Below are 19,401 nucleotides of genomic sequence, written 5' to 3'. Positions count from 1 at the left end.
ATCACCGCCCACGCTTCGTCGGTCAGTTCGCCTCGACGTACCACCGGCACATCGTCAACGACCCACCGCTACAAGATCGGCAGGACACGCCCTAGTCGCCTCCCCACATTCCCTCTCCCGCGATCTTGCAGTTTCGGCCCTCGAATATGGTGACGAAGAGGGCGTTTCGGGGGCGGTAACCGCAAGATCGACGCAGCGGGAGGCCCGTAGGGGGGTGCCGGGCGGCGGAATAGTTGACTCGTCAAATAGGTTGTGCGGGACGACGCCGGGCCGACCGGTCCGGATCTCACCCCGAGGAGCTGGTCATGCAGTTCGGAATCTTCACCGTCGGTGACGTCACCGTCGACCCGACCACCGGGCGGCTGCCGTCCGAGCGTGACCGGATCAAGGCCATGACCACCATCGCGCTCAAGGCCGAAGAGGTCGGGCTGGACGTCTTCGCCACCGGCGAGCACCACAACCCGCCGTTCGTGCCGTCGTCGCCCACCACCATGCTCGGCTGGATCGCGGCGCGTACCGAGCGCCTGCTGCTGTCCACCTCGACCACGCTGATCACCACGAACGACCCGGTGAAGATCGCCGAGGACTACGCGATGCTGCAGCACCTGGCCGACGGCCGGGTGGACCTGATGATGGGTCGCGGCAACACCGGCCCGGTCTACCCGTGGTTCGGGCAGGACATCCGCAACGGCATCCCGCTCGCGATCGAGAACTACGACCTGCTGCACCGGCTGTGGCGCGAGGACGTGGTCGACTGGAAGGGCAGGTTCCGCACCCCGCTGCAGTCGTTCACCTCGACCCCGCGCCCGCTCGACGGCGTGCCGCCGTTCGTCTGGCACGGCTCCATCCGCAGCCCGGAGATCGCCGAGCAGGCCGCTTACTACGGCGACGGCTTCTTCGCCAACCACATCTTCTGGCCCAAGGAGCACACCCAGCGGATGGTCGGCCTCTACCGCCAGCGCTGGGCGCACTACGGCCACGGCACGCCCGAGCAGGCGATCGTCGGCCTGGGCGGGCAGGTCTTCATGCGCCCCAACTCGCAGGACGCGGTACGCGAGTTCCGCCCGTACTTCGACAACGCCCCGGTCTACGGGCACGGCCCGTCGCTGGAGGAGTTCACCCGGGAGACGCCTCTGACCGTGGGCAGCCCGCAGCAGGTCATCGACCGCACGCTGGGCTTCCGCGAGTACGTCGGCGACTACCAGCGGCAGCTCTTCCTGATGGACCACGCCGGCCTGCCGCTGAAGACGGTGCTGGAGCAGCTCGACCTGCTCGGCGAGGAGGTGGTCCCGGTGCTGCGCAAGGAGTTCGACTCGATGCGTCCGGCGCACGTGCCCGAGGCGCCCACCCACGCCAGCCTGCTGGCCGCCCGCGAGGCCGCCACGACCACCGAGGAGGGGGAGCGATGACCCGGCGTACCCTCGTGGTCGTCTCGGCCGGTCTCGGCCAGCCCTCGTCCACCCGCCTGCTCGCCGACCAGCTCGCCGCGGCCGCCCGCGACGAGCTGGCCGGTCGCGGCGCGGCCGTCGACCTGCGCCCGGTGGACCTGCGCGAGCACGCCCACGACGTGGTCAACCACCTGCTCACCGGGTTCGCGCCGGCCGCCCTGCGCGAGACGCTGGACGCCGTCGCGGCGGCCGACGGGCTGATCGCGGTCACGCCGATCTTCAACGCGTCCTACAACGGGCTATTCAAGTCGTTCTTCGACGTGGTGGACCGCGACGCGCTGGCCGGCACGCCGGTGCTGATCGGGGCCACCGGCGGCACCGCCCGGCACTCGCTCGCGCTGGAGCACGCGGTGCGGCCGATGTTCTCGTACCTGCGGGCGGTGACGCTGCCGACGGCGGTGTTCGCCGCGCCGGAGGACTGGGCCGGCGACGACGGCGACAGCGCGTTGCGGGCCCGGATCCGCCGGGCCGCCGCCGAGCTGGCCGAGCAGGCGGACCGGCGGGCGCCGTCGACCGGCCCGGCCGACCCGTTCGCCCTGACCACCGACTTCGCCGACCTGCTCGCCGGCCGCGACCCGTCCTGACCTCGGGCGTCGGCCTCAGTCGTCGGCCGGCTCCGGCCGGTGGGCGATCAGCACCGGGCAGTGGGCGTGCTGCACCAGCGCCTGGCTGACCGAGCCGAGCAGCAGGCCGGCGAAGCCGCCGCGACCGCGCGAGCCGACCACCACCAGCGACGCCTCCCCGCTCGCCTCCCGCAGCGCGGTCTCCGGGGAGGCGGCGACCACCGCCCGCTCGGTCACCCGCAGCCCGGGGTGCGCCGCCCGGACCCGTTCGGCGGCGACGCCCAGCAGCTCGGCCGCCTCGGCCCGCTCGGCGGTGGTCGCCTCGGCCGCCACCTCCGGCGCGCCGCGCTCCGGCGCGCGCACGTGCGTCAGCACCAGCTCGGCGTCGCGGCGGGCGGCCTCGTCCGCGGCGAGTTCGACCGCGTACGCCGCGAAGTCGGAGCCGTCGACGCCGACCAGCACCGGCCCGCCGACCGGGATCGGCTGCTCGGCCGGGCGGACGACGAGCACCGGGCAGTGCCCGTGCTGGGCGAGCTGCCCGCCCACCGAGCCGAGCAGCAGGCCGGTGAAGCCGCCCACGCCCCGGCTGCCGACCACCACCAGCTCGGCCCGGCGCGACTCCTCCACCAGCGCAGCGCCCGGGCCGCCGGCGACCTGCCGGACCTCCACCCGCAGCCCGGGATGCCGCTCGGCCAGCTCGGCGGCGACCCGTTCGAGCATCTTCTCCGCCTCCTCCGTGGGCGCTGGCACCCCGAGGTCGTACGGGTTGAGCGGCACGCCGTAGCCGAGCGGGTGCAGGTAGCCGTGCACCAGCAGCAGTGGCCGGGAGCGGGCCACCGCTGCCGCGGCGGCCTGGTCGGCGGCGGTCAGGCTGGACGGCGATCCGTCCACCCCCGCCACGACGGGTCGGTTCATCGGCTGCGTCCCCTCCGGTCGGCTCCACCCATTGTGGCCTCTCCGATCACCCGGGACAGGGACCATCGGCCCTGCCGCGCCGGCACCGGAGCGGGTGGGATGGAACCACGACTTCCTGCCGCCGATCCGTGGAGGCGTGATGACCCCGCTGGAGATGCTGCGCGTGCACCCGTTCCTGGCCGGCCTGCCCGACGGGTGGCTGCCCCGGCTCACCGGCTACGCCCGCCCGGTGGCCTGGCACCCCGGGCACCGGCTGTTCCGCGCCGGGCAGCCGGCCGAGCGCTTCTGGCTGGTCCGGGGCGGTCAGGTGGCGTTGGACTTCCCGGTGCCCGGCCGTGGCGACGTGGGCATCGAGACGATCGGGGCGGGCGGCGTGCTCGGCTGGTCCTGGCTGTTCCCGCCCTACCGCTGGCAGTTCGGCGCGGTGGCCACGCTGCGCAGCACCGCTGTCGAGTTCGACGCGGCGGGGGTCCGCCGGCTGATGGAGTCCGACGACACGCTGGGCCGGCTGCTCACCGCCCGGTTCATGAGCGTGGTGGTGGACCGCCTCCAGGCGTCCCGGGTGCGGTTGCTCGACCTGTACGGCTATCCGACGAGCGCGGCGAGCTGACTCACCCGTCGATCGGGCCGCTGCGGTGCCGGACGACCAGCTCGTCCACCTCGACCCGGCCGAGGCGCAGCTCGCGGATCACCGCGCGGCGCACCGCCAGCCGCCCGATCACCAGCGCGCCCACCGACACCGCGCCGAGCGCGAACGCGCCCAGCGCCAGCGCGCCCACGGCCGTCGCGCCGAGCGCCCGGGCGCCGGTGGCCTGCGCGCCGGTGGCCTGCGCCCCGGTCGCGCTCGCGATCCGGGCCCGGACGGGCGAGACCTGACGGCGGCGTCGTCGTGGTGTCGACATGGCCTCATGCTAGTGCGGCACGCGCCGGCTCAGGTGACCGTCAGGCCACGCGCGGCGAACTGAGCGCGTACCCGGGCCAGCAGCTCCGCGTCCGGTGGCGCGGTGTCCGCCAGCGGGAAGGCCAGACCCAACTCGGCGTACTTGTGCGCGCCGAGCCGGTGGAACGGCAGCACCTCGACGCGCCGCACGCCGGCCAGCCCGGCGGCCACGTCGGCCACCCGGGCCACCTCGTCGGCGTCGTCGGTCAGGCCCGGCACCAGCACGTACCGGATCCACATCGGCGTACCCCGCGCGGCCAGCCGGCGGGCGAAGCGCAGCGTCGGCGCGAGCCGGCCGGTGCCGGTGACCCGACGGTACGTCCGCGCGCCGCCCGCCTTGACGTCGAGCAGCACCAGGTCGGTGGCGTCGAGCAGGGCGTCGTCGGCGCGGTCGCCGAGGAACCCGGAGGTGTCCAGCGCGGTGTGCAGGCCGAGCGCGTGGCAGCGGCGCAGCAGCTCCCCGGTGAACGCCGGTTGCAGCAGCGGTTCGCCGCCGCTGACCGTGACCCCGCCACCTGCCGTGTGCAGGAACCGGCGGTACCGCGCGGCCAGGGCGACCATCTCGTCGACCGTGCGACGCCTGCCGCTGCGGCCGTACCAGGTGTCCGGGCTGTGGCAGTAGCGGCAGCGCAGCGGGCAGCCGGCGAGGAACACCACGAGGCGGGCGCCCGGCCCGTCCACCCCGATCGAGGTGTCCCAGGAGTGCACCGCCCCGTCCAGGTGCGGCGGTGCCGGCGGCCGTCGCCCGGTCACAGCGACCCGTGGAACGTGCGGGACACCACGTCCCGCTGCTGCTCGGGCGTGAGCCGGACGAAGTTCACCGCGTAGCCGGAGACCCGGACGGTGAGCTGCGGATACCGCTCCGGATGGGCCATCGCGTCGAGCAGGGTGTCCCGGTCCAGCACGTTGACGTTGAGGTGGAACCCGCCGGCCTCGGTGTACCCGTCGAGCACCCCGGCCAGGTTGGTGATCCGCTCGTCGCGGGTGTGGCCCAGGCCGTCCGGGGTGACCGTGCCGGTCAGCGAGATGCCGTCGCGGGCCGCGTCGTACGGCAGCTTCGCCACCGACAGCGCGGCGGCGACCAGGCCGTGGGTGTCGCGGCCGTTCATCGGGTTCGCCCCGGGCGCGAACGGCTCGCCGGCGCGCCGGCCGTCCGGGGTGTTGCCGGTGTGCTTGCCGTAGACCACGTTCGAGGTGATGGTGAGCACCGACATGGTCAGCCCGGCGTCGCGGTAGGTGCGCTGCCGGCGCAGCTTCGCCGCGAACGTCTCGACCAGCCACACCGCGATCTCGTCGGCCCGGTCGTCGTCGTTGCCGTACGTCGGGAACTCGCCCTCGACCGCGTAGTCGACGGCCAGGCCGGTGGCGTCCCGCAGCACCTTCACCCGGCCGTACCGGATGGCCGACAGGCTGTCCACGGCGACCGACAGCCCGGCGATGCCGGTGGCCATGAACCGGCGCACCGGGTGGTCGTGCAGCGCCATCTCCAGTCGCTCGTACGCGTACCTGTCGTGCTGGTGGTGGATCACGTTCAGCGCGTCCACGTACGTCTCGGCCAGCCAGTCCAACGTCCGGTCGTACGCCGCCAGCACCTCGTCGTGGTCGAGCGTCTCCCCGCCGACCGGGGCGCTCGGCGGGGCCACCTGCTCGCCGGTCAGCTCGTCGCGGCCGCCGTTGATCGCGTACAGCAGCGCCTTCGCCAGGTTCGCCCGGGCGCCGAAGAACTGCATGTCCCGGCCCACCCGCATGGCCGACACGCAGCAGGCGATCGCGGTGTCGTCATCGTACGCGGGCCGGATCAGCTCGTCGTTCTCGTACTGGATGGCGCTGGTGTCCAGCGACACCTGGGCGCAGAACCGCTTGAACCCGTCGGGCAGCCGCGGCGACCAGAGCACGGTCAGGTTGGGCTCGGGCGCCGGCCCCAGGTTGTAGAGGGTCTGGAGATAGCGGAACGTGGTCCGGGTGACGAGCGGCCGGCCGTCCGCGCCCATCCCGCCGAGCGACTCGGTGACCCAGGTCGGGTCGCCGGAGAAGAGCTGGTCGTACTCGGGGGTGCGCAGGAAGCGGACGATCCGCAGCTTGATCACGAAGTCGTCGACCAGTTCCTGCGCGCCGGTCTCGTCCAGCCGGCCCTCGGCGAGGTCGCGTCGCAGGTAGACGTCGACGAACCCGGCGGTGCGCCCGAGCGACATGGCCGCGCCGTTCTGCTCCTTGGTGGCCGCCAGGTAGGCGAGGTAGAGCCACTGGATCGCCTCCCGGCCGGTCGCCGCGGGGCGGGAGATGTCGACGCCGTACGCGGCGGCCATCTCCGTCAGCTCGCCGAGCGCGCGGATCTGCTCGGCCAGCTCCTCCCGGTCGCGGATCACGTCGTCGGTGCTGCGCCGGCCGTCCAGCGCCGTCCGGTGCGCGCGGCGCTCGGCGATGAGCCGGTCCACCCCGTAGAGCGCCACCCGGCGGTAGTCGCCGATGATCCGGCCGCGCCCGTACGCGTCCGGCAGGCCGGTGATCACGTGCGAGCGCCGGGCCGCCAGCACCGCCTCCGGGTACGCGTCGAAGACGGCGTCGCTGTGGGTCCGGCGGTACCGGGTGAAGATCTCGTGCACGCGCGGGTCGGGTTCGCGCCCGTACGCCCGCAGCGCGGTCTCCACCATCCGCAGCCCGCCGGCCGGCATGATCGCCCGACGCAGCGGCGCGTCGGTCTGCAGGCCGACGATCAGCTCCCGTTCCCGGTCGACGTAGCCGCGGCCGTGCGAGGTGATGGTGGACGGGGTGGCCGCGTCCACGTCGTACACCCCGCGCCGGCGCTCCTCGGGGAACAGGGCCGTCAGCCGCCGCCACACCGCGAGCGTCCGGTCGGTCGGTCCGGTGAGGAACGACGCGTCCCCGGCGTACGGCTCGTGGTTGCGGCGGACGAAGTCGGCGACGTCGACCGTCTCGCGCCACGCTCCGTCCCGGAACCCTCGCCACGGATCCACGACGCGCTGGTTGCCGCTCATGATCGCTCCCTTCGAACGTCAGCGGGGGAGGGGGTGGGCGCGCAGGAGGCGGGCCCACCAGGGGCGGGCGTCGGGGTGGCGGGCCGGGAGGCCGCGCAGGCTGAGCCAGCCGCCGGGGCCCATCGTCACGGTGCCGACCGCGGGTGGGCGGCGGCGGGACCAGACGGCCACGGCGGCGGTGAGCGCGGCCACCGCGAACGCGCCGGTGGCGGCCGCCACGAGCTGGTCCGGGTCGGTCACCCGCCGGTAGCGGACCCGGTCGCCGGCAACCACGAACGCGCCCACCGGGCGGCCGGCGTGGGCGACCGGCACCAGGGTGGCGCCGGGCAGCTCCAGCACCGGGCCCACCGGGCCGCGCTCCGCCGGGGTGGGCGTCGCGTCGGCGGCCGGCGTCGTGGGCCGGGGCACCGGGGGTACGGTGTTCAGCCCGGTCGGGTTGAAGATGGCGGTCATGGTGCTGCCCTCCTAACGGGAGTCGGACGAGTCGGTGCCGGCCTCGACCGCGACCCGGCCGGCCGCCAGTCGCGCCACCGGCACCCGGTACGGCGAGCAGGAGACGTAGTCGAGTCCGGCGGCGGCGAAGAACGCGATCGAGTCGGGGTCGCCGCCGTGCTCGCCGCAGACCCCCACGGTCAGCTCCGGCCGGGCGGCCCGCCCCTCGGCCACGGCGAGCCGGACCAGCCGGCCCACCCCGGTCACGTCGAGGCTCTCGAACGGCGACACCGGGAAGATCCCCCGGGCCAGGTACGCGGGGAAGAACGAGCCCTCCACGTCGTCGCGGGAGAACGCCCAGGTGGTCTGCGTCAGGTCGTTGGTGCCCAGGGAGAAGAACCGTGCCTCGGCGGCGATCTCCCCGGCGGTCAGCGCGGCCCGCGGCGTCTCGATCATGGTGCCGACCGGGATCTCCGGCGCGCCGTCCACCTCGGCCAGCACGCGGCGCGCCTCGTCGGCCACGGCGGCGAGTTCCCGCACGTCGCCGACGAGCGGCACCATGATCTCGGGGCGCGGGTCGCCGCCGGCGCGCACCCGCTGCGCGGCCGCCTCGGCCAGCGCCCGCACCTGCATGGCGAACAGTCCCGGCACCAGCAGCCCGAGCCGTACCCCGCGCAGCCCCAGCATCGGGTTTGCCTCGTGCGTCCGGCGCACCGCGGCCAGCAGCGTCGCGTCGTGGCCCGGGTCCTCGCCGCGCGCCCGCGCGACGGCCACCCGGGCGGTCAGCTCCGCCAGCGGGGGCAGGAACTCGTGCAACGGCGGGTCGAGCAGCCGCACGGTGACCGGCAGCCCGTCCATCGCGGCGAGCAGCTCGACGAAGTCGGCCCGCTGCAACGGCAGCAGCGCGTCCAGCGCGGCGGCGACCTCGGCCGGCCGGTCGGCCAGGATCAGCCGCTCGACCAGGGCCCGGCGCTCGCCGAGGAACATGTGCTCGGTGCGGCACAGGCCGATGCCGGCGGCGCCGAACCGGCGGGCCCGGCGCGCGTCGGCCGGGGTGTCCGCGTTGGCCCGTACGCCGAGCGTCCGCACCACGTCGGCGTGCGCGAGCAGCCGGTGCACGGCGGCGACCAGCGGGTCGGTCTCCGGGCGCAGCTCGCCGGCCAGGTAGCGGGCCACCGGGGACGGCTGCGCCGGCACCTCGCCGAGCCAGATCCGTCCGGTGGCGCCGTCGATCGAGGTCAGCTCACCGGCGCGCACCACCCGGTCGCCGACGGTGAACTCGCCGCGCTCGACGTCGATGCGCAGCGCGTCGGCCCCGCACACGCAGGTCCGGCCCATGCCCCGGGCCACCACCGCGGCGTGCGACGTCTTCCCGCCGCGCGAGGTGAGCACGCCGGCCGCGGCGATCATGCCGGGCAGGTCGTCCGGGTTGGTCTCCGGGCGGACCAGGATCACCGGCCCGTCGGCCGCGACCGCGGCGGCGGAGTCGAAGACCACCCGGCCCACCGCCGCGCCGGGGGAGGCACCGACCCCGACCGCGAGCGGCGCGGGCGCGCCGGCGGTGTCGAACGCGGGGAACATGAGCTGGGCGAGCTGCCCCCCGGTGACCCGGGTCAGCGCCTCGTCGGCGGTGATCAGGCACTCCTCGGCGAGCTGCGCGGCGATCACGAACGCGGCGGCGGCGGTCCGCTTGCCGACCCGGGTCTGCAACATCCACAGCCGGCCGCGCTCGATGGTGAACTCGACGTCGCACAGGTCGCGGTAGTGCCGCTCCAGCGTCGCCATGATCTGCCGCAGCCGGTGGTAGCCGGCCGGGTCCAGCCGCTCCAGCTCGGTCAGCGGCACCGTGTTGCGGATGCCGGCGACCACGTCCTCGCCCTGCGCGTCGGTGAGGTAGTCGCCGTAGACGCCCGGGGCGCCGGTGGCCGGGTCGCGGGTGAACGCCACGCCGGTGCCGGAGTCCGGGCCGAGGTTGCCGAACACCATCGCCATCACGGTGACCGCCGTGCCCAGGTCGTCCGGGATCCGCTCCTGCCGCCGGTAGAGGCGGGCCCGCTCCGAGTGCCAGGAGGAGAAGACCGCGCGGACCGCGAGGAAGAGCTGCTCGTGCGGCGCCTGCGGGAAGTCGTGCCCGACGTGCCGGGCGAAGATCTTCTTGTACGTGTCGACCAGGTCGCGGAGCTGCCCGGCGCTCGGCCCGCCCGGCCCGGCGGTGGCCCGCACCGCGGCCAGCTCGTGCTCGAAGTCCTCGGCCGGGATGCCGTGCACGGTGCGGCCGAACATCTGGATCAACCGCCGGTACGAGTCCCAGGCGAACCGCTCGTCACCGGCGTGGGCGGCCAGCCCGGCCACCGTGGCGTCGTTGAGCCCGATGTCGAGGATCGTCTCCATCATCCCCGGCATCGAGTACCGGCCGCCGGAGCGCACGGCCAGCAGCAGCGGGTCGGCGGGGTCGCCGACCCGCCGGCCCAGCCGCGCCTCGATCTGGCGCAGGTGCGCGTTGATCTCCTCGTACAGCCCGTGCGGGGGCGCGCCGGTGGTCAGGAAGGCGCGGCACGCGTCGGTGGTCACGGTGAACCCGGGTGGCACCGGCAGTCCGAGCCGGGTCATCTCGGCCAGGTTGGCGCCCTTGCCGCCGAGCAGGTCGGCCCGGCTCCGGTCACCCTCGATGAAGTCGTAGACGTACTTCGGCATGGTCCGGCCTCCTCGGCTGTGTCGCTCCTCCTCCTTGGTATCGGTGCGGCGGGTCGCGCCGGCAGGGCCGGACGGGACCCGGGACGGGCCGGAGGTCCCGAGCGGTGTCGGTGGATCCGGGTAACCTCCCGGCCGTGACCTCCGAGGTGGAAATCCGTCCGGTGCGCGACGACGACCTGCCCGCGTTCTTCGCCCACGAGCAGGACCCGCAGGCCAACTGGATGGCCGCGTTCGGCCCGAAGGACCCGTCGGACCGGGCCGCCTTCGACGCGCACTGGGCCCGGATCCGCGCCGACGCGCGCATCGTCAACCGGACGATCGTGGCCGACGGCGAGGTGGTCGGCCACGTGGCGGCGTTCCCGGTCGACGACGAGACCGAGGTCAGCTACTGGATCAACCCGGAGCGGTGGGGGCGCGGCCACGCCACCGCCGGGCTCGCCGCGCTGCTGCGCGAGCTGCCGCGGCGGCCGGTGCGCGCCCGCGCCGCGAAGGACAACGCCGCCTCGCTCGCGGTGCTGCGCAAGTGCGGCTTCGTCGTGGTCGGCGAGGACGCGGGATACGCTCCCGGCCGCGGCGCCGAGGTCGAGGAGTGGGTGCTGGAGCTGCCCGCCGAGGCGGCTGACCAGCGCGACCACTAGTCTCCCCGGGGTGAACTGGCTGGAACTCGTCGGCTGGGCCGGCTCCGCGCTGCTGGTCTGGTCCCTGCTGCAGACGCGCATCCTGCGGCTGCGCGCGCTCAACCTGGTCGGCTGCCTGATCCTGATCGGCTACAACGCGGCCGTGCACGTCTGGCCGATGGTCGGGCTGAACGTGGTGCTCGCCGTGATCAACGTGTGGTACCTGCGCGGGCTGCTGGCCACCCGGCACGACGAACAGACCTACCAGGTGGTCGAGGTGGGCACCGGCGACGCGTTCCTCGCGCACACGCTGCGGGTGCACGCCGCCGACATCGCCCGGTTCAACCCGGCGTTCCGGTGGGACCCGGCCGCCGCCGACCGGTCGGCGTTCCTGGTGGTGCGCTCCGACGAGGTGGTCGGCGTGATGGTGTCGCACGCCGAGGCCGGCGGGGTGGCCCAGATCGACCTGGACTACGTGACGCCGCCGTTCCGCGACTTCACCCCGGGCGAGTTCGTCTACCGGCGCAGCCGGCTCTTCACCGACCGGGGCTTCCGTCGGGTGGTCAGCCCGCCGGGCATGCTCGCCCCCTACTACCACCGGCTCGGCTTCCGCCCGGAGGGCGCGGCGTACGTGCTCGACCTGCCCGACCCGGCCTGAAGGCCGCTCAGGCCGCTGCCGCCGCGACGTCGCGGGGCCGGCCGAACCAGCGGGTGAGCGCCGCGCGCAGCCCGTCGCGGTCCGGCCTGGCCCCGGCGGACGCCCAGGCCAGGTAGCAGTCCGGCCGCAGCAGCAGCGCCGTGGCCGAGGTCCCGTCCAGCCGCCCGCCGACCACGTCCACCCGGTCGCGCCACGGCGCGCACGCCGCGGCGAGGGTGCCGGTGCCGTCGAGCAGCAGCGGCCGTGCGCTCCGGGTCAGCTCGGCCAGCCGCACCGGCCCGTCGTCGCCGTGCACCACCAGGTCCGGCGCCCACGTGCCGACCGGCGGACCGTCCGGTCCCGGGTCGTAGCGGACGTCCGCGCCGGCCATCAGCGCGGCGACGTGCGCGGCGTTGGCCGGCGTCGCGAGCAGTTCGCCGACGAGTTCCCGCAGCGCGGTGACCTCGCTTCCGGGGGCGATCAGCGCGGACTGGGCCTGGGTCGACATGGTGACCCTTCGGGCCGCCGGGCGGCGCTCGGCCTCGTACGTGTCGAGCAGCCCGTCCGGGGCCCGGCCGTGCAGCGTGGCGGCCAGTTTCCAACCGAGGTTGACCGCGTCCTGCAGCCCGAGGTTCAGCCCGGGGCCGCCGATCGCGGAGTGCACGTGGGCGGCGTCGCCGAGCAGCAGCACCCGGCCGTCGCGGTAGCGCTCGGCGAGCCGGGTGTTGCCGCCGACCACCTTGCGCAGCACGTGCGGCCCGGCGCCGGCCGGCGGGTCGAGCGGCACCTCGACGCCGAGCACCCGGGCCACGCTGGCCCGCATCTCGGCGAGCGTCATCGGCGCGTCCGGCTCGGGCCGCTCCGGCCACTCGGTGGTGCTGAGCAGGGGCGGCCGGTCCGGGAACGGCGCCCAGACGACCAGCCCGCGTTCGGTGCGGGTGTGCCGGAACGGCGGGACGATGCCGTACCCGGGGGCCACCAGGCCGCCGGTGGCCGGATCGATCGACACCGCCGGCACGCCCACCTGGGCGGTACGCGAGACGGACCGGTCCGTGGTCACGCCCGGGAAGCCGATCCCGGCGAGCTTGCGCACCGTGCTGCGCCCGCCGTCCGCGCCGACCAGGTACCGGCAGGTGAGCGTGGTCCGGTCGGCGAACTCGACCTCCACCGCGTCGGCGGTCTGGCGCAGCCCGGTCACCTCGCGGCCGCGGTCCACCCGCACGCCCAGCTCGGTGGCCCACGCGGCGAGCACCCGCTCGATCTGCCGCTGCGGCACCGGCAGCCCGTGCATCGGGTTGTCCGCCACCCCGCTCAGGTCCAGCGGCAGCGCGCCGAAGACGAACGCGGGCGCCGGTCGCGGCGGCGCGGCGTCGCCGGTGAGGCGCTGGTGCAGGCCGCGCCGGTCGAGCATCCGCACCACCTGGCCGACGAGGCCGTTGGCCCGGTTCTCGGCGGTCGGCTCCGCCAGCCGGTCGCAGACCACCGGCCGGATCCCGGCCAACGCCAGCTCACCGGCGAGCATCAGCCCGTTCGGCCCGGCCCCCACCACAAGCACATCGATCACCACACACACTCCTTGAAGGCCGGGCCCCCTGTTAACGCCTGCGGTAGAGAAGGGGCCCCTTCTCACGACGGGTCGGGACGGGCCGGCGGCGGCAGGCCGGCGGCGAGTTGGGCCAGCGCGTCGGAGAGCAGCCGGTCGACCGGCTCCGGCCGGTCGGCGCGCAGGACGTGCCGGGTCGCCGCGCCGGCAGCCACGCCGACCGCGCCGGCCACCAGGTGCGGGTAGAGGTCGTGGGCGGCGTCGGTGCCGGTGCGTTCGGCGACCGCCTCGGCCAGTTCGGCCTCGGCGATCGCGCCGGCCCGCAGCATCTCGCCCCGCAGCGCCGGCTCGGCGAGCATGACCCGCAGCCCGGCGACCCACTCGTCGTGGGCGTCCGGGGGAGACTGCGCGACCTCGGGGCCGGGCGCCCACGCGGCGAGGACCGCGGCCTCGATCGCGGTCCAGAGCGGCTCGGCGGCCGGGCGGCCCCGCAGCGCGGCGGCCACCCGGCGGCTGCGGTCCAGGTGCCGGGCGGCGATCGCCTCGGCCTTGCTGGCGAAGTAGTTGTTGAACGTGCGGGGGGACACGCCGGCGGCCTGGGCGATGTCCTCCACCAGCACGGCGTCGTAGCCGCGGGCCACGGTCAGCCGGATGGCCGCCCAGCTCAACGCCGCCCGGGTCTCGGCCTTCTTGCGCTCCCGAAGTCCGCTCACCTCGTCAGGCTAGCAAAAGTTGCGTTCCACGCAAAGATGCGGGCCACGCACTTTCTTGGCGTGATCTCAGTGTGTACACAGGATTCAGGTGCGCCCCGGCGGGGCACACAGGTGCCACGCCGACCGGACCTGCCGGCCGGCGAGTCGGCCCTCCGCCGACCCGGATCGGGCCCGAGGAGAGAACCGCTCGTGCAGAGCTACTGGAGCCAGTTGGCCCTGGTCGGTGTGCTGGTGATCGTCAACGCGGCCTTCGCCGGCAGCGAGATGGCCCTCGTCTCGCTGCGGGACAGCCAGCTGCAACGGCTGGAACGCAGCAGCCGCGCCGGCCGCACGCTGGCCCGCCTGGCCAAGGACCCGAACCGCTTCCTGGCCACCATCCAGATCGGCATCACCCTCGCCGGGTTCCTCGCCTCCGCCGCGGCGGCGGTCTCCCTGGCCCGACCGCTCGTGCCGCTGCTCGGCGTCTTCGGCAACGCCGCCGAGACCGTCGCCATCGTCGCGGTCACCCTGGTGCTCACGTTCGTCACGCTCGTCTTCGGCGAGTTGGCGCCCAAGCGCATCGCGATGCAGTCCGCCGAGCGGTGGGCGCTCGTCGTCGCCCGACCGCTCGACGTGCTGGCCAGCGTGACCCGCCCGGCGGTGTGGCTCCTCGGCGCCACCAGCGACATGGTGGTCCGCCTCTTCGGCCTCAACCCGAAGCACGAGCCGGACGAGATCGGTCCCGACGAACTGCGCGACATCGTGGCCGGCAACCACGGCTTCACCAAGGAGCAGCGCACCATCATCGCGGGCGCCGTGGAGATCGCCGACCGGCAGTTGCGTGCCGTCCTCGTACCCCGGCTGCAGGTCTTCACGCTCGACAGCGGCACCACCGCGGACGCCGCGCGGCTCGTCCTCGCGGCGACCGGCCACTCCCGGGCCCCGGTGGTCCGGCACGGCGGCCTGGACGACGCGGTCGGCGTGATCCACCTGCGCGACCTGGTGGGCGTGCCGGACGACCGGCCGGTGGACGAGATCGCCCGGCCGCCCATGCTGCTGCCCGACTCGCTGCCCGTGGTCGACGCGCTGCGCCAGTTCAAGGCCGAGCGGCAGCACATCGCCCTGGTGGTCGACGAGCGCGGCGCGGTCGACGGGATCGTCACGCTGGAGGACATCCTCGAGGAGATCGTCGGCGAGATCTACGACGAGACCGACCGGGACCTGCAGGCGGTCCGCACCGAGGCGGACGGCACGCTGGTGCTGCCCGGCACCTTCCCGGTGCACGACCTCACCGACCTCGGGGTGGAGCTGCCCAACCGGCCGGCGGGCGACTACACGACCGTCGCCGGGCTGGTGCTGATCTGCCTCGGGCACATCCCGACCGTGGCGGGGGAGCAGGTCACCGTCGACGGCTGGGACCTGGCGGTCGCCGGCGTCGACCAGCGCGCCATCAGCGAGGTGCACATCCGCCGGCGGCCCCGCCGGGAGCGGGGCGACGACGACGCGGCCGACCCGGCCGACGACGCCGACCCGGCGGACACCCCGGAACTCGACGGGGCACGCCGCTGACGACGCCGTTCCGCCCGGCGTCTCCCGGACGGGCGGCGCCCGGTGGACTCAGCGCCGGTCGGCCGGGGGACCGAACGGGAAGCCGGGCACCGGCGGGCGGAGCTGCACCGCGTCCGCGGGCACCTGGTGGGTGCTGCGCCCGATCAGCCGGGCCACCGCCCGCAGCAGCCACGGCCCGGCCGGATGCAGCTCCGGCCCGATCAACCGGCTGGTCACCCGGGTCCACCAGTGACCGGCCACGATCACGTCGGTGATCCGCAGCCGCTCCGGCGGCCAACCCCCGCGCACCACCACGTCCACCACCCGGCCCAACCGCCGCCCGTGCAGGTCGTACGCGGTGCGCCCGAGCAGCTCACCCGCTCGCACGGTGGGACCCCGGGATCCGCTCGATCAGGTGCCGCCGCAACCACGTCTCCACCGGCGACGGCGGCAGGTCCGCCGTCCGGCACCGCAGCCGGACCGCGCTGTCCACCCGGGCCACCGTCGCCAGCGGCACCCGCAACGGCGGCACCGGCGGATCGTCGGTGAACCGGTCGGCGACCGCCACCAGCAGCCGCCCGACCCGGCCGCCGATCCGCTGCCCGAGCGCCCCCTGACCGGTGAGCAGCCCGTCGACGTACGGGTAGCCCTCGTCGTCCACCGCGAACGCGACGTCGTCGACCCGCCCGACGAGCCGGCCGTCGACGTCGACGATCTGCCGGTCGAGCAACTGCCTGGCGAGCTGGACCCTCATCGCCCCATCCCCGTCACGATCGCCAGCGGGATCGCCGCCACCGAGGCGGCGACGATGAGCAGCAGGAACACCGCGCCGAGCAGGTTGTTCCACCACCCGTTGACCCGGTCCCCGAGGTAGGTGCGGTCGTTCGCCACCACCAGGATCGGCAGGTAGGTCAGCGGCAGCACCACCGCGCTCAGCACCAGCATGTACTCGGTCAGCCGCACCGGGTCCACGGTCGTCATCAGCATCACCACCCCGAGCAGCAACCCGACCAGCAGGACGCTGTGGAACCGGGCCGCCTCGCGCGGGCTGACCCGTTTGCCCCACTGCCAGCCGAAGTACTGCGCCGCCGCGTACGCCGCCGACAGCCCGGTCTCCAGCGCCGCGCCGAACGTCACCGCGAAGAACGCCAGCACGGCGGCGGCCAGGCCGGCGCCGCCCAGCGCGGTCGCCACCGGCCGGGCCACCTCGCCGAGCGAGGTCAGGGACGCGTCGGACGGGTGGTAGGCCACCGTCGCCACGGCGATCAGCGACAGCGCCAGGAACCCGCCGACCGGGAAGCCGATCAGCACGTTCGACCGGGCCCGCGCCAGGTCCGCCGCGCCCCAGCGCTCCTCCACCCCGCCGGAGGAGAAGAAGAAGACCTCGTACGGGCTGACCGTCGAGGCGAAGAGCGCCACCGCCACGAACCAGTACAGCGGCCAGCCGTGCCCGGCGGAGCTGATCTGCACGGCGCCCTGCCCGAGCTGCGCCCAGTCGGTCGGCAACGCCACCAGCGCCACCGCGAAGACCAGCAGCGCCAGCCCGGCCAGGCCGAAGACGCGCTCCATCAGCTCGAAGCGCATCCGCCACAGCACCAGCCACACCGCCAGCGCGGCCACCGGCACCCAGAGCAGGTGACTCAACCCGGTGGCCAGGTGCAGCGCCAGCGCCACCCCGCCCAGCTCCGCGGCGAGAGTGACCACCGTGACCAGCCACGACGCGACCAGGTTGAGCAGCGCCACCCGGGGGCCGAGCCGCTCCCGGACCAGGTCGAACACCGCCCGGCCGCTCACCGCCGCGATCCGTCCGGCCATGTCCGCGTACGCGCAGATGCCCACCACGCCGACCAGCAGCACCCAGGCGTGGGCCATGCCGAACAGCGCCCCGGCCTGGCTGGCCGCCACCAGGTCGCCGATGTCGACGAACCCGCCGATGGCCGACAGCACGCCGAGGGTGGCGGCGAGGAGCTTCCTCACGTCGGGTCGGGAACGGGTGGCCTCATCGACGCGACGATATCGGCGACTGCGCCTGGTTTCGGGCGAATGCGTCAGCCGGCGGTCAGGTTCTGCAACCGCACCTGTCCGCGGGCCACCAGCCGGGCGTCGCCGTCGGTGATCTCGACCAGCCACAACTGCTGGCTGCGACCCCGGTGCACCGGGGTGCCGACCGCGGTCAGCTCGCCGTCGCGTACCGCGCGCAGGAAGTCGGTCTGGTTCGACACCCCGACCACGGTGCCCTTGTCACCCAGCCAGAGCGCGCCGCCGATGCTGGCCGCCGTCTCCACCACCGAGCAGTAGACCCCGCCGTGCTGGATCCCGTACGGCTGGTGCAGCTCCGGGCGGACCTGCCAGCGGATCACCACCCGGTCGCCGCCGACCTCGTCGAACTTCAGCCCCAACAGGGACACGAAGCCCCCGGTCAGCTCCGGCATCTCCACCGTGGTTCCTCCTCGTGCTCGGCGGCGCCGCCAGCCTAGTCCGCGGCGTCGCCGGCAAACCCGGTACGGCCGCGCGCCGGGGATGGGGGAGAATCGGGACCGTGACCGACAGCAACCTCCCGCAGGGGCGGGACTCCCTGACCGAAGACCTGCTGTGGCGGGGCCTGATCCAGGACTCGACCGGCCCCGACGAGCTGCGCGCGCTGCTCGACGGCCCGAGCGCCACGTTCTATGTGGGCTTCGACCCGACCGCCCCCAGCCTGCACGTCGGCAACCTCATGCAGGTCGTCATGGCCCGCCGGCTCCAGCTCGCCGGGCACCGGCCGCTCCTGCTGGTCGGCGGCGCCACCGGCCAGATCGGCGACCCCAAGGAGAGCGCCGAACGCACGCTCAACCCGCCGGAAGTCATCGCCGGCTGGGTCCGGCGCATCCGTGACCAGCTCTCGCCGTTCGTCACCTACACCGGCGACAACGCGGCCCAGATGGTCAACAACCTGGAGTGGACCGGCCAAATGTCGGTGGTGGAGTTCCTCCGGGACGTGGGCAAGCACTTCCCGGTGAACAAGATGCTGGCCCGCGAGGTGGTCAAGGCGCGGCTGGAGAGCGGCATCAGCTACACCGAGTTCAGCTACCAGTTGCTGCAGGCCAACGACTTCTTCGAGCTGCACCGCCGGCACGGCTGCCAGCTCCAGTACGGCGGCTCCGACCAGTGGGGCAACATCACCGCCGGGGTGGACTACGTACGCCGGCGCGGCGCCGGACCGGTCCAGGCGTTCACCACGCCCCTGGTCACCAAGTCCGACGGCACCAAGTTCGGCAAGAGCGAGACCGGCGCGGTCTGGCTCGACCCGGCGATGACCAGCCCGTACGCCTTCTACCAGTTCTGGCTCAACGCGGACGACCGCGACGTCACCCGCTACCTGCGCTACTTCAGCTTCCGCACTCGTGAGGAGTTGGAGGAGCTGGAGAAGGCCACGGCCGAGCGCCCGCAGGCGCGGTCGGCCCAGCGGGCCCTGGCCGAGGAGTTGACGACCCTGGTGCACGGCGAGCGCGAGACGGCGCAGGCGGTGGCGGCCAGCCAGGCGCTGTTCGGCCGGGGTTCGTTGGACGAGCTGTCCCCGGAGACGCTGCGGGCGGCGCTCACCGAGGCCGGCCTGGTCGGCCTCGACGAGCTGCCCGACGTCGCCGGCCTGCTCAAGGAGTCCGGCCTGGTGCCCAGCATGAAGGAGGCGCGGCGCGTGATCGCCGAGGGCGGCGCCTACGTCAACAACACCCGCGTCGCCGAGGTGGACGCGACGGTCTCCCGGGACGACCTGCTGCACGGGCGCTACCTCGTGCTGCGCCGGGGCAAGCGGTCGTTCGCGGGGGTCGAGCTGCGCGGATAGCCGACGGTCGACGATGTGACGCGGGACGCGCCCGGTGGATTTGACGATCAAACCACCGGGCGCGTAACTTTCTCTCTGCCAGCGCGGAACGGACGAACAGGGCGAAAGACCTGGGAGGCCGGAGCGCAGGACCTGGAACGCGGGCGGTGCCCCGGATCAGCCGCGAGGCGGATTTGGTGAGGCGGAACCGACCGGGTAAGGTTATCGGCCGGCAGGGAAACGGACGGGCCAGCGGGAGACCGCGGACGGCCGTCCTGCCGAAATCCTCGAAGCAACCGACTCAGGTCGGGGCCTCGTGGTGTGCCTGCTAAAAGGGTGATGCACGACAAACCGGGAAACACCGGTTTGACACGGCAGAAACCAGCGGGTAACGTAGTAAAAGTGCCCGGCGCGAGAGCGGCGGGTGCGGTGGACGAGATACCCCGGTTCGGGGGCCTCCTGGTGGGGGTTTCCGGTGCGGTGTGTGGTTGTTCTTTGAGAACTCAACAGGGTGCTTGTAAAGCCAGTGCCAATTGTTTTATACCCCGGACTGGGCAGGCTTTGGTCTGTTTGG

19 protein-coding genes are annotated in these 19,401 nt (G+C 74.1%); 7 read left to right on the top strand and 12 right to left on the bottom strand.

Going from position 1 to position 19,401, the window contains the following annotated elements; genetic code table 11:
• The first annotated feature begins 305 nt into the window (after positions 1-305).
• Both ACIA5A_RS30080 and ACIA5A_RS30075 read left to right on the top strand, forming a co-directional pair.
• Positions 306-1,409 carry an LLM class flavin-dependent oxidoreductase gene (locus tag ACIA5A_RS30080; protein WP_396768021.1) on the top strand — a complete coding sequence of 368 codons (1,104 nt, stop codon included), beginning with the start codon at positions 306-308 and terminating at the stop codon, positions 1,407-1,409.
• Positions 1,406-2,032 (top strand): CE1759 family FMN reductase, encoded by a 627-nt coding sequence (locus tag ACIA5A_RS30075; RefSeq protein WP_396768019.1) that lies wholly within the window; start codon positions 1,406-1,408, stop codon positions 2,030-2,032. The genes ACIA5A_RS30080 and ACIA5A_RS30075 overlap by 4 nt, the downstream gene beginning before the upstream one ends.
• 15 nt (positions 2,033-2,047) lie before the next feature.
• On the opposite strand, the gene ACIA5A_RS30070 is transcribed toward ACIA5A_RS30075, so the two are convergent.
• Positions 2,048-2,926: a universal stress protein gene (locus ACIA5A_RS30070; RefSeq protein WP_396768017.1), complete on the bottom strand. Its 879-nt coding sequence runs from the start codon at positions 2,924-2,926 to the stop codon at positions 2,048-2,050.
• A 139-nt stretch (positions 2,927-3,065) separates the two neighbouring features.
• Between ACIA5A_RS30070 and ACIA5A_RS30065 the strand changes: the two genes are divergently transcribed.
• Positions 3,066-3,536 carry a cyclic nucleotide-binding domain-containing protein gene (locus tag ACIA5A_RS30065; protein ID WP_396768015.1) on the top strand — a complete coding sequence of 157 codons (471 nt, stop codon included), beginning with the start codon at positions 3,066-3,068 and terminating at the stop codon, positions 3,534-3,536.
• A 1-nt stretch (position 3,537) separates the two neighbouring features.
• Here ACIA5A_RS30065 and ACIA5A_RS30060 read toward each other — a convergent pair whose 3' ends face one another.
• Genes ACIA5A_RS30060 through ppdK form a run of 5 tightly spaced genes read right to left on the bottom strand, consistent with a single transcriptional unit; the run spans position 3,538 to position 9,988 of the window.
• Entirely contained in the window at positions 3,538-3,828 is a 291-nt protein-coding gene (locus tag ACIA5A_RS30060; RefSeq protein ID WP_396768013.1) for a hypothetical protein, read from the bottom strand.
• A 29-nt stretch (positions 3,829-3,857) separates the two neighbouring features.
• A complete protein-coding gene (pflA, locus tag ACIA5A_RS30055; RefSeq protein ID WP_396768011.1) occupies positions 3,858-4,619 on the bottom strand; it encodes a pyruvate formate-lyase-activating protein in 762 nt (253 codons plus the stop codon).
• The gene (pflB, locus tag ACIA5A_RS30050) at positions 4,616-6,862 is read right to left on the bottom strand and encodes a formate C-acetyltransferase (protein WP_396768009.1); all 2,247 of its coding nucleotides are present in this window, start codon (positions 6,860-6,862) and stop codon (positions 4,616-4,618) included. The genes pflA and pflB overlap by 4 nt, the downstream gene beginning before the upstream one ends.
• Positions 6,863-6,880: 18 nt before the next feature.
• The gene (locus ACIA5A_RS30045) at positions 6,881-7,315 is read right to left on the bottom strand and encodes a hypothetical protein (protein ID WP_396768007.1); all 435 of its coding nucleotides are present in this window, start codon (positions 7,313-7,315) and stop codon (positions 6,881-6,883) included.
• Between the two features lie 12 nt (positions 7,316-7,327).
• Complete coding sequence (ppdK, locus tag ACIA5A_RS30040) at positions 7,328-9,988, bottom strand: pyruvate, phosphate dikinase (protein ID WP_396768006.1); 2,661 nt, start codon at positions 9,986-9,988, stop codon at positions 7,328-7,330.
• 134 nt (positions 9,989-10,122) lie between these two features.
• Here ppdK and ACIA5A_RS30035 point away from each other — a divergent pair, with 134 nt between their 5' ends.
• Together ACIA5A_RS30035 and ACIA5A_RS30030 are read left to right on the top strand one after the other, a co-directional pair.
• A complete protein-coding gene (locus ACIA5A_RS30035; protein WP_396768004.1) occupies positions 10,123-10,626 on the top strand; it encodes a GNAT family N-acetyltransferase in 504 nt (167 codons plus the stop codon).
• A gap of 10 nt (positions 10,627-10,636) precedes the next feature.
• Positions 10,637-11,263: a hypothetical protein gene (locus tag ACIA5A_RS30030; RefSeq protein ID WP_396768002.1), complete on the top strand. Its 627-nt coding sequence runs from the start codon at positions 10,637-10,639 to the stop codon at positions 11,261-11,263.
• 7 nt (positions 11,264-11,270) lie between these two features.
• Here ACIA5A_RS30030 and ACIA5A_RS30025 read toward each other — a convergent pair whose 3' ends face one another.
• Both ACIA5A_RS30025 and ACIA5A_RS30020 read right to left on the bottom strand, forming a co-directional pair.
• The gene (locus ACIA5A_RS30025; protein WP_396768000.1) at positions 11,271-12,806 is read right to left on the bottom strand and encodes an FAD-dependent monooxygenase; all 1,536 of its coding nucleotides are present in this window, start codon (positions 12,804-12,806) and stop codon (positions 11,271-11,273) included.
• Between the two features lie 62 nt (positions 12,807-12,868).
• Positions 12,869-13,498 (bottom strand): TetR family transcriptional regulator, encoded by a 630-nt coding sequence (locus ACIA5A_RS30020; protein ID WP_396767998.1) that lies wholly within the window; start codon positions 13,496-13,498, stop codon positions 12,869-12,871.
• 189 nt (positions 13,499-13,687) lie between these two features.
• On the opposite strand from ACIA5A_RS30020, the gene ACIA5A_RS30015 reads away from it, so the two are divergent.
• Positions 13,688-15,046: a hemolysin family protein gene (locus ACIA5A_RS30015; RefSeq protein WP_396767996.1), complete on the top strand. Its 1,359-nt coding sequence runs from the start codon at positions 13,688-13,690 to the stop codon at positions 15,044-15,046.
• A 48-nt stretch (positions 15,047-15,094) separates the two neighbouring features.
• Here the strand turns inward: ACIA5A_RS30015 and ACIA5A_RS30010 are convergent, their stop codons facing one another.
• The 4 genes from ACIA5A_RS30010 to ACIA5A_RS29995 form a co-directional block, all read right to left on the bottom strand.
• Positions 15,095-15,412: a PRC-barrel domain containing protein gene (locus ACIA5A_RS30010; protein WP_396767994.1), complete on the bottom strand. Its 318-nt coding sequence runs from the start codon at positions 15,410-15,412 to the stop codon at positions 15,095-15,097.
• Positions 15,399-15,779, bottom strand: coding sequence for a hypothetical protein (locus ACIA5A_RS30005; RefSeq protein WP_396767993.1), 381 nt, complete (start codon positions 15,777-15,779; stop codon positions 15,399-15,401). The genes ACIA5A_RS30010 and ACIA5A_RS30005 overlap by 14 nt, the downstream gene beginning before the upstream one ends.
• The gene (locus tag ACIA5A_RS30000) at positions 15,776-17,002 is read right to left on the bottom strand and encodes an NRAMP family divalent metal transporter (protein ID WP_396767991.1); all 1,227 of its coding nucleotides are present in this window, start codon (positions 17,000-17,002) and stop codon (positions 15,776-15,778) included. Before ACIA5A_RS30000 ends, ACIA5A_RS30005 begins: the two co-directional genes overlap by 4 nt.
• Positions 17,003-17,073: 71 nt before the next feature.
• Positions 17,074-17,457: a PaaI family thioesterase gene (locus tag ACIA5A_RS29995; protein ID WP_396768023.1), complete on the bottom strand. Its 384-nt coding sequence runs from the start codon at positions 17,455-17,457 to the stop codon at positions 17,074-17,076.
• Positions 17,458-17,564: 107 nt separating this feature from the next.
• On the opposite strand from ACIA5A_RS29995, the gene tyrS reads away from it, so the two are divergent.
• Positions 17,565-18,848 (top strand): tyrosine--tRNA ligase, encoded by a 1,284-nt coding sequence (gene tyrS, locus ACIA5A_RS29990; protein ID WP_396767990.1) that lies wholly within the window; start codon positions 17,565-17,567, stop codon positions 18,846-18,848.
• Positions 18,849-19,401 lie beyond the last annotated feature (553 nt).

Origin of the sequence: Micromonospora sp. NPDC051300 (assembly GCF_044455315.1) — a bacterium.
Classification (GTDB): domain Bacteria; phylum Actinomycetota; class Actinomycetes; order Mycobacteriales; family Micromonosporaceae; genus Micromonospora; species Micromonospora robiginosa.
The sequence above is the reverse complement of the archived record's forward strand: the minus strand, read 5'-3'. Positions and strand labels throughout refer to the sequence as shown.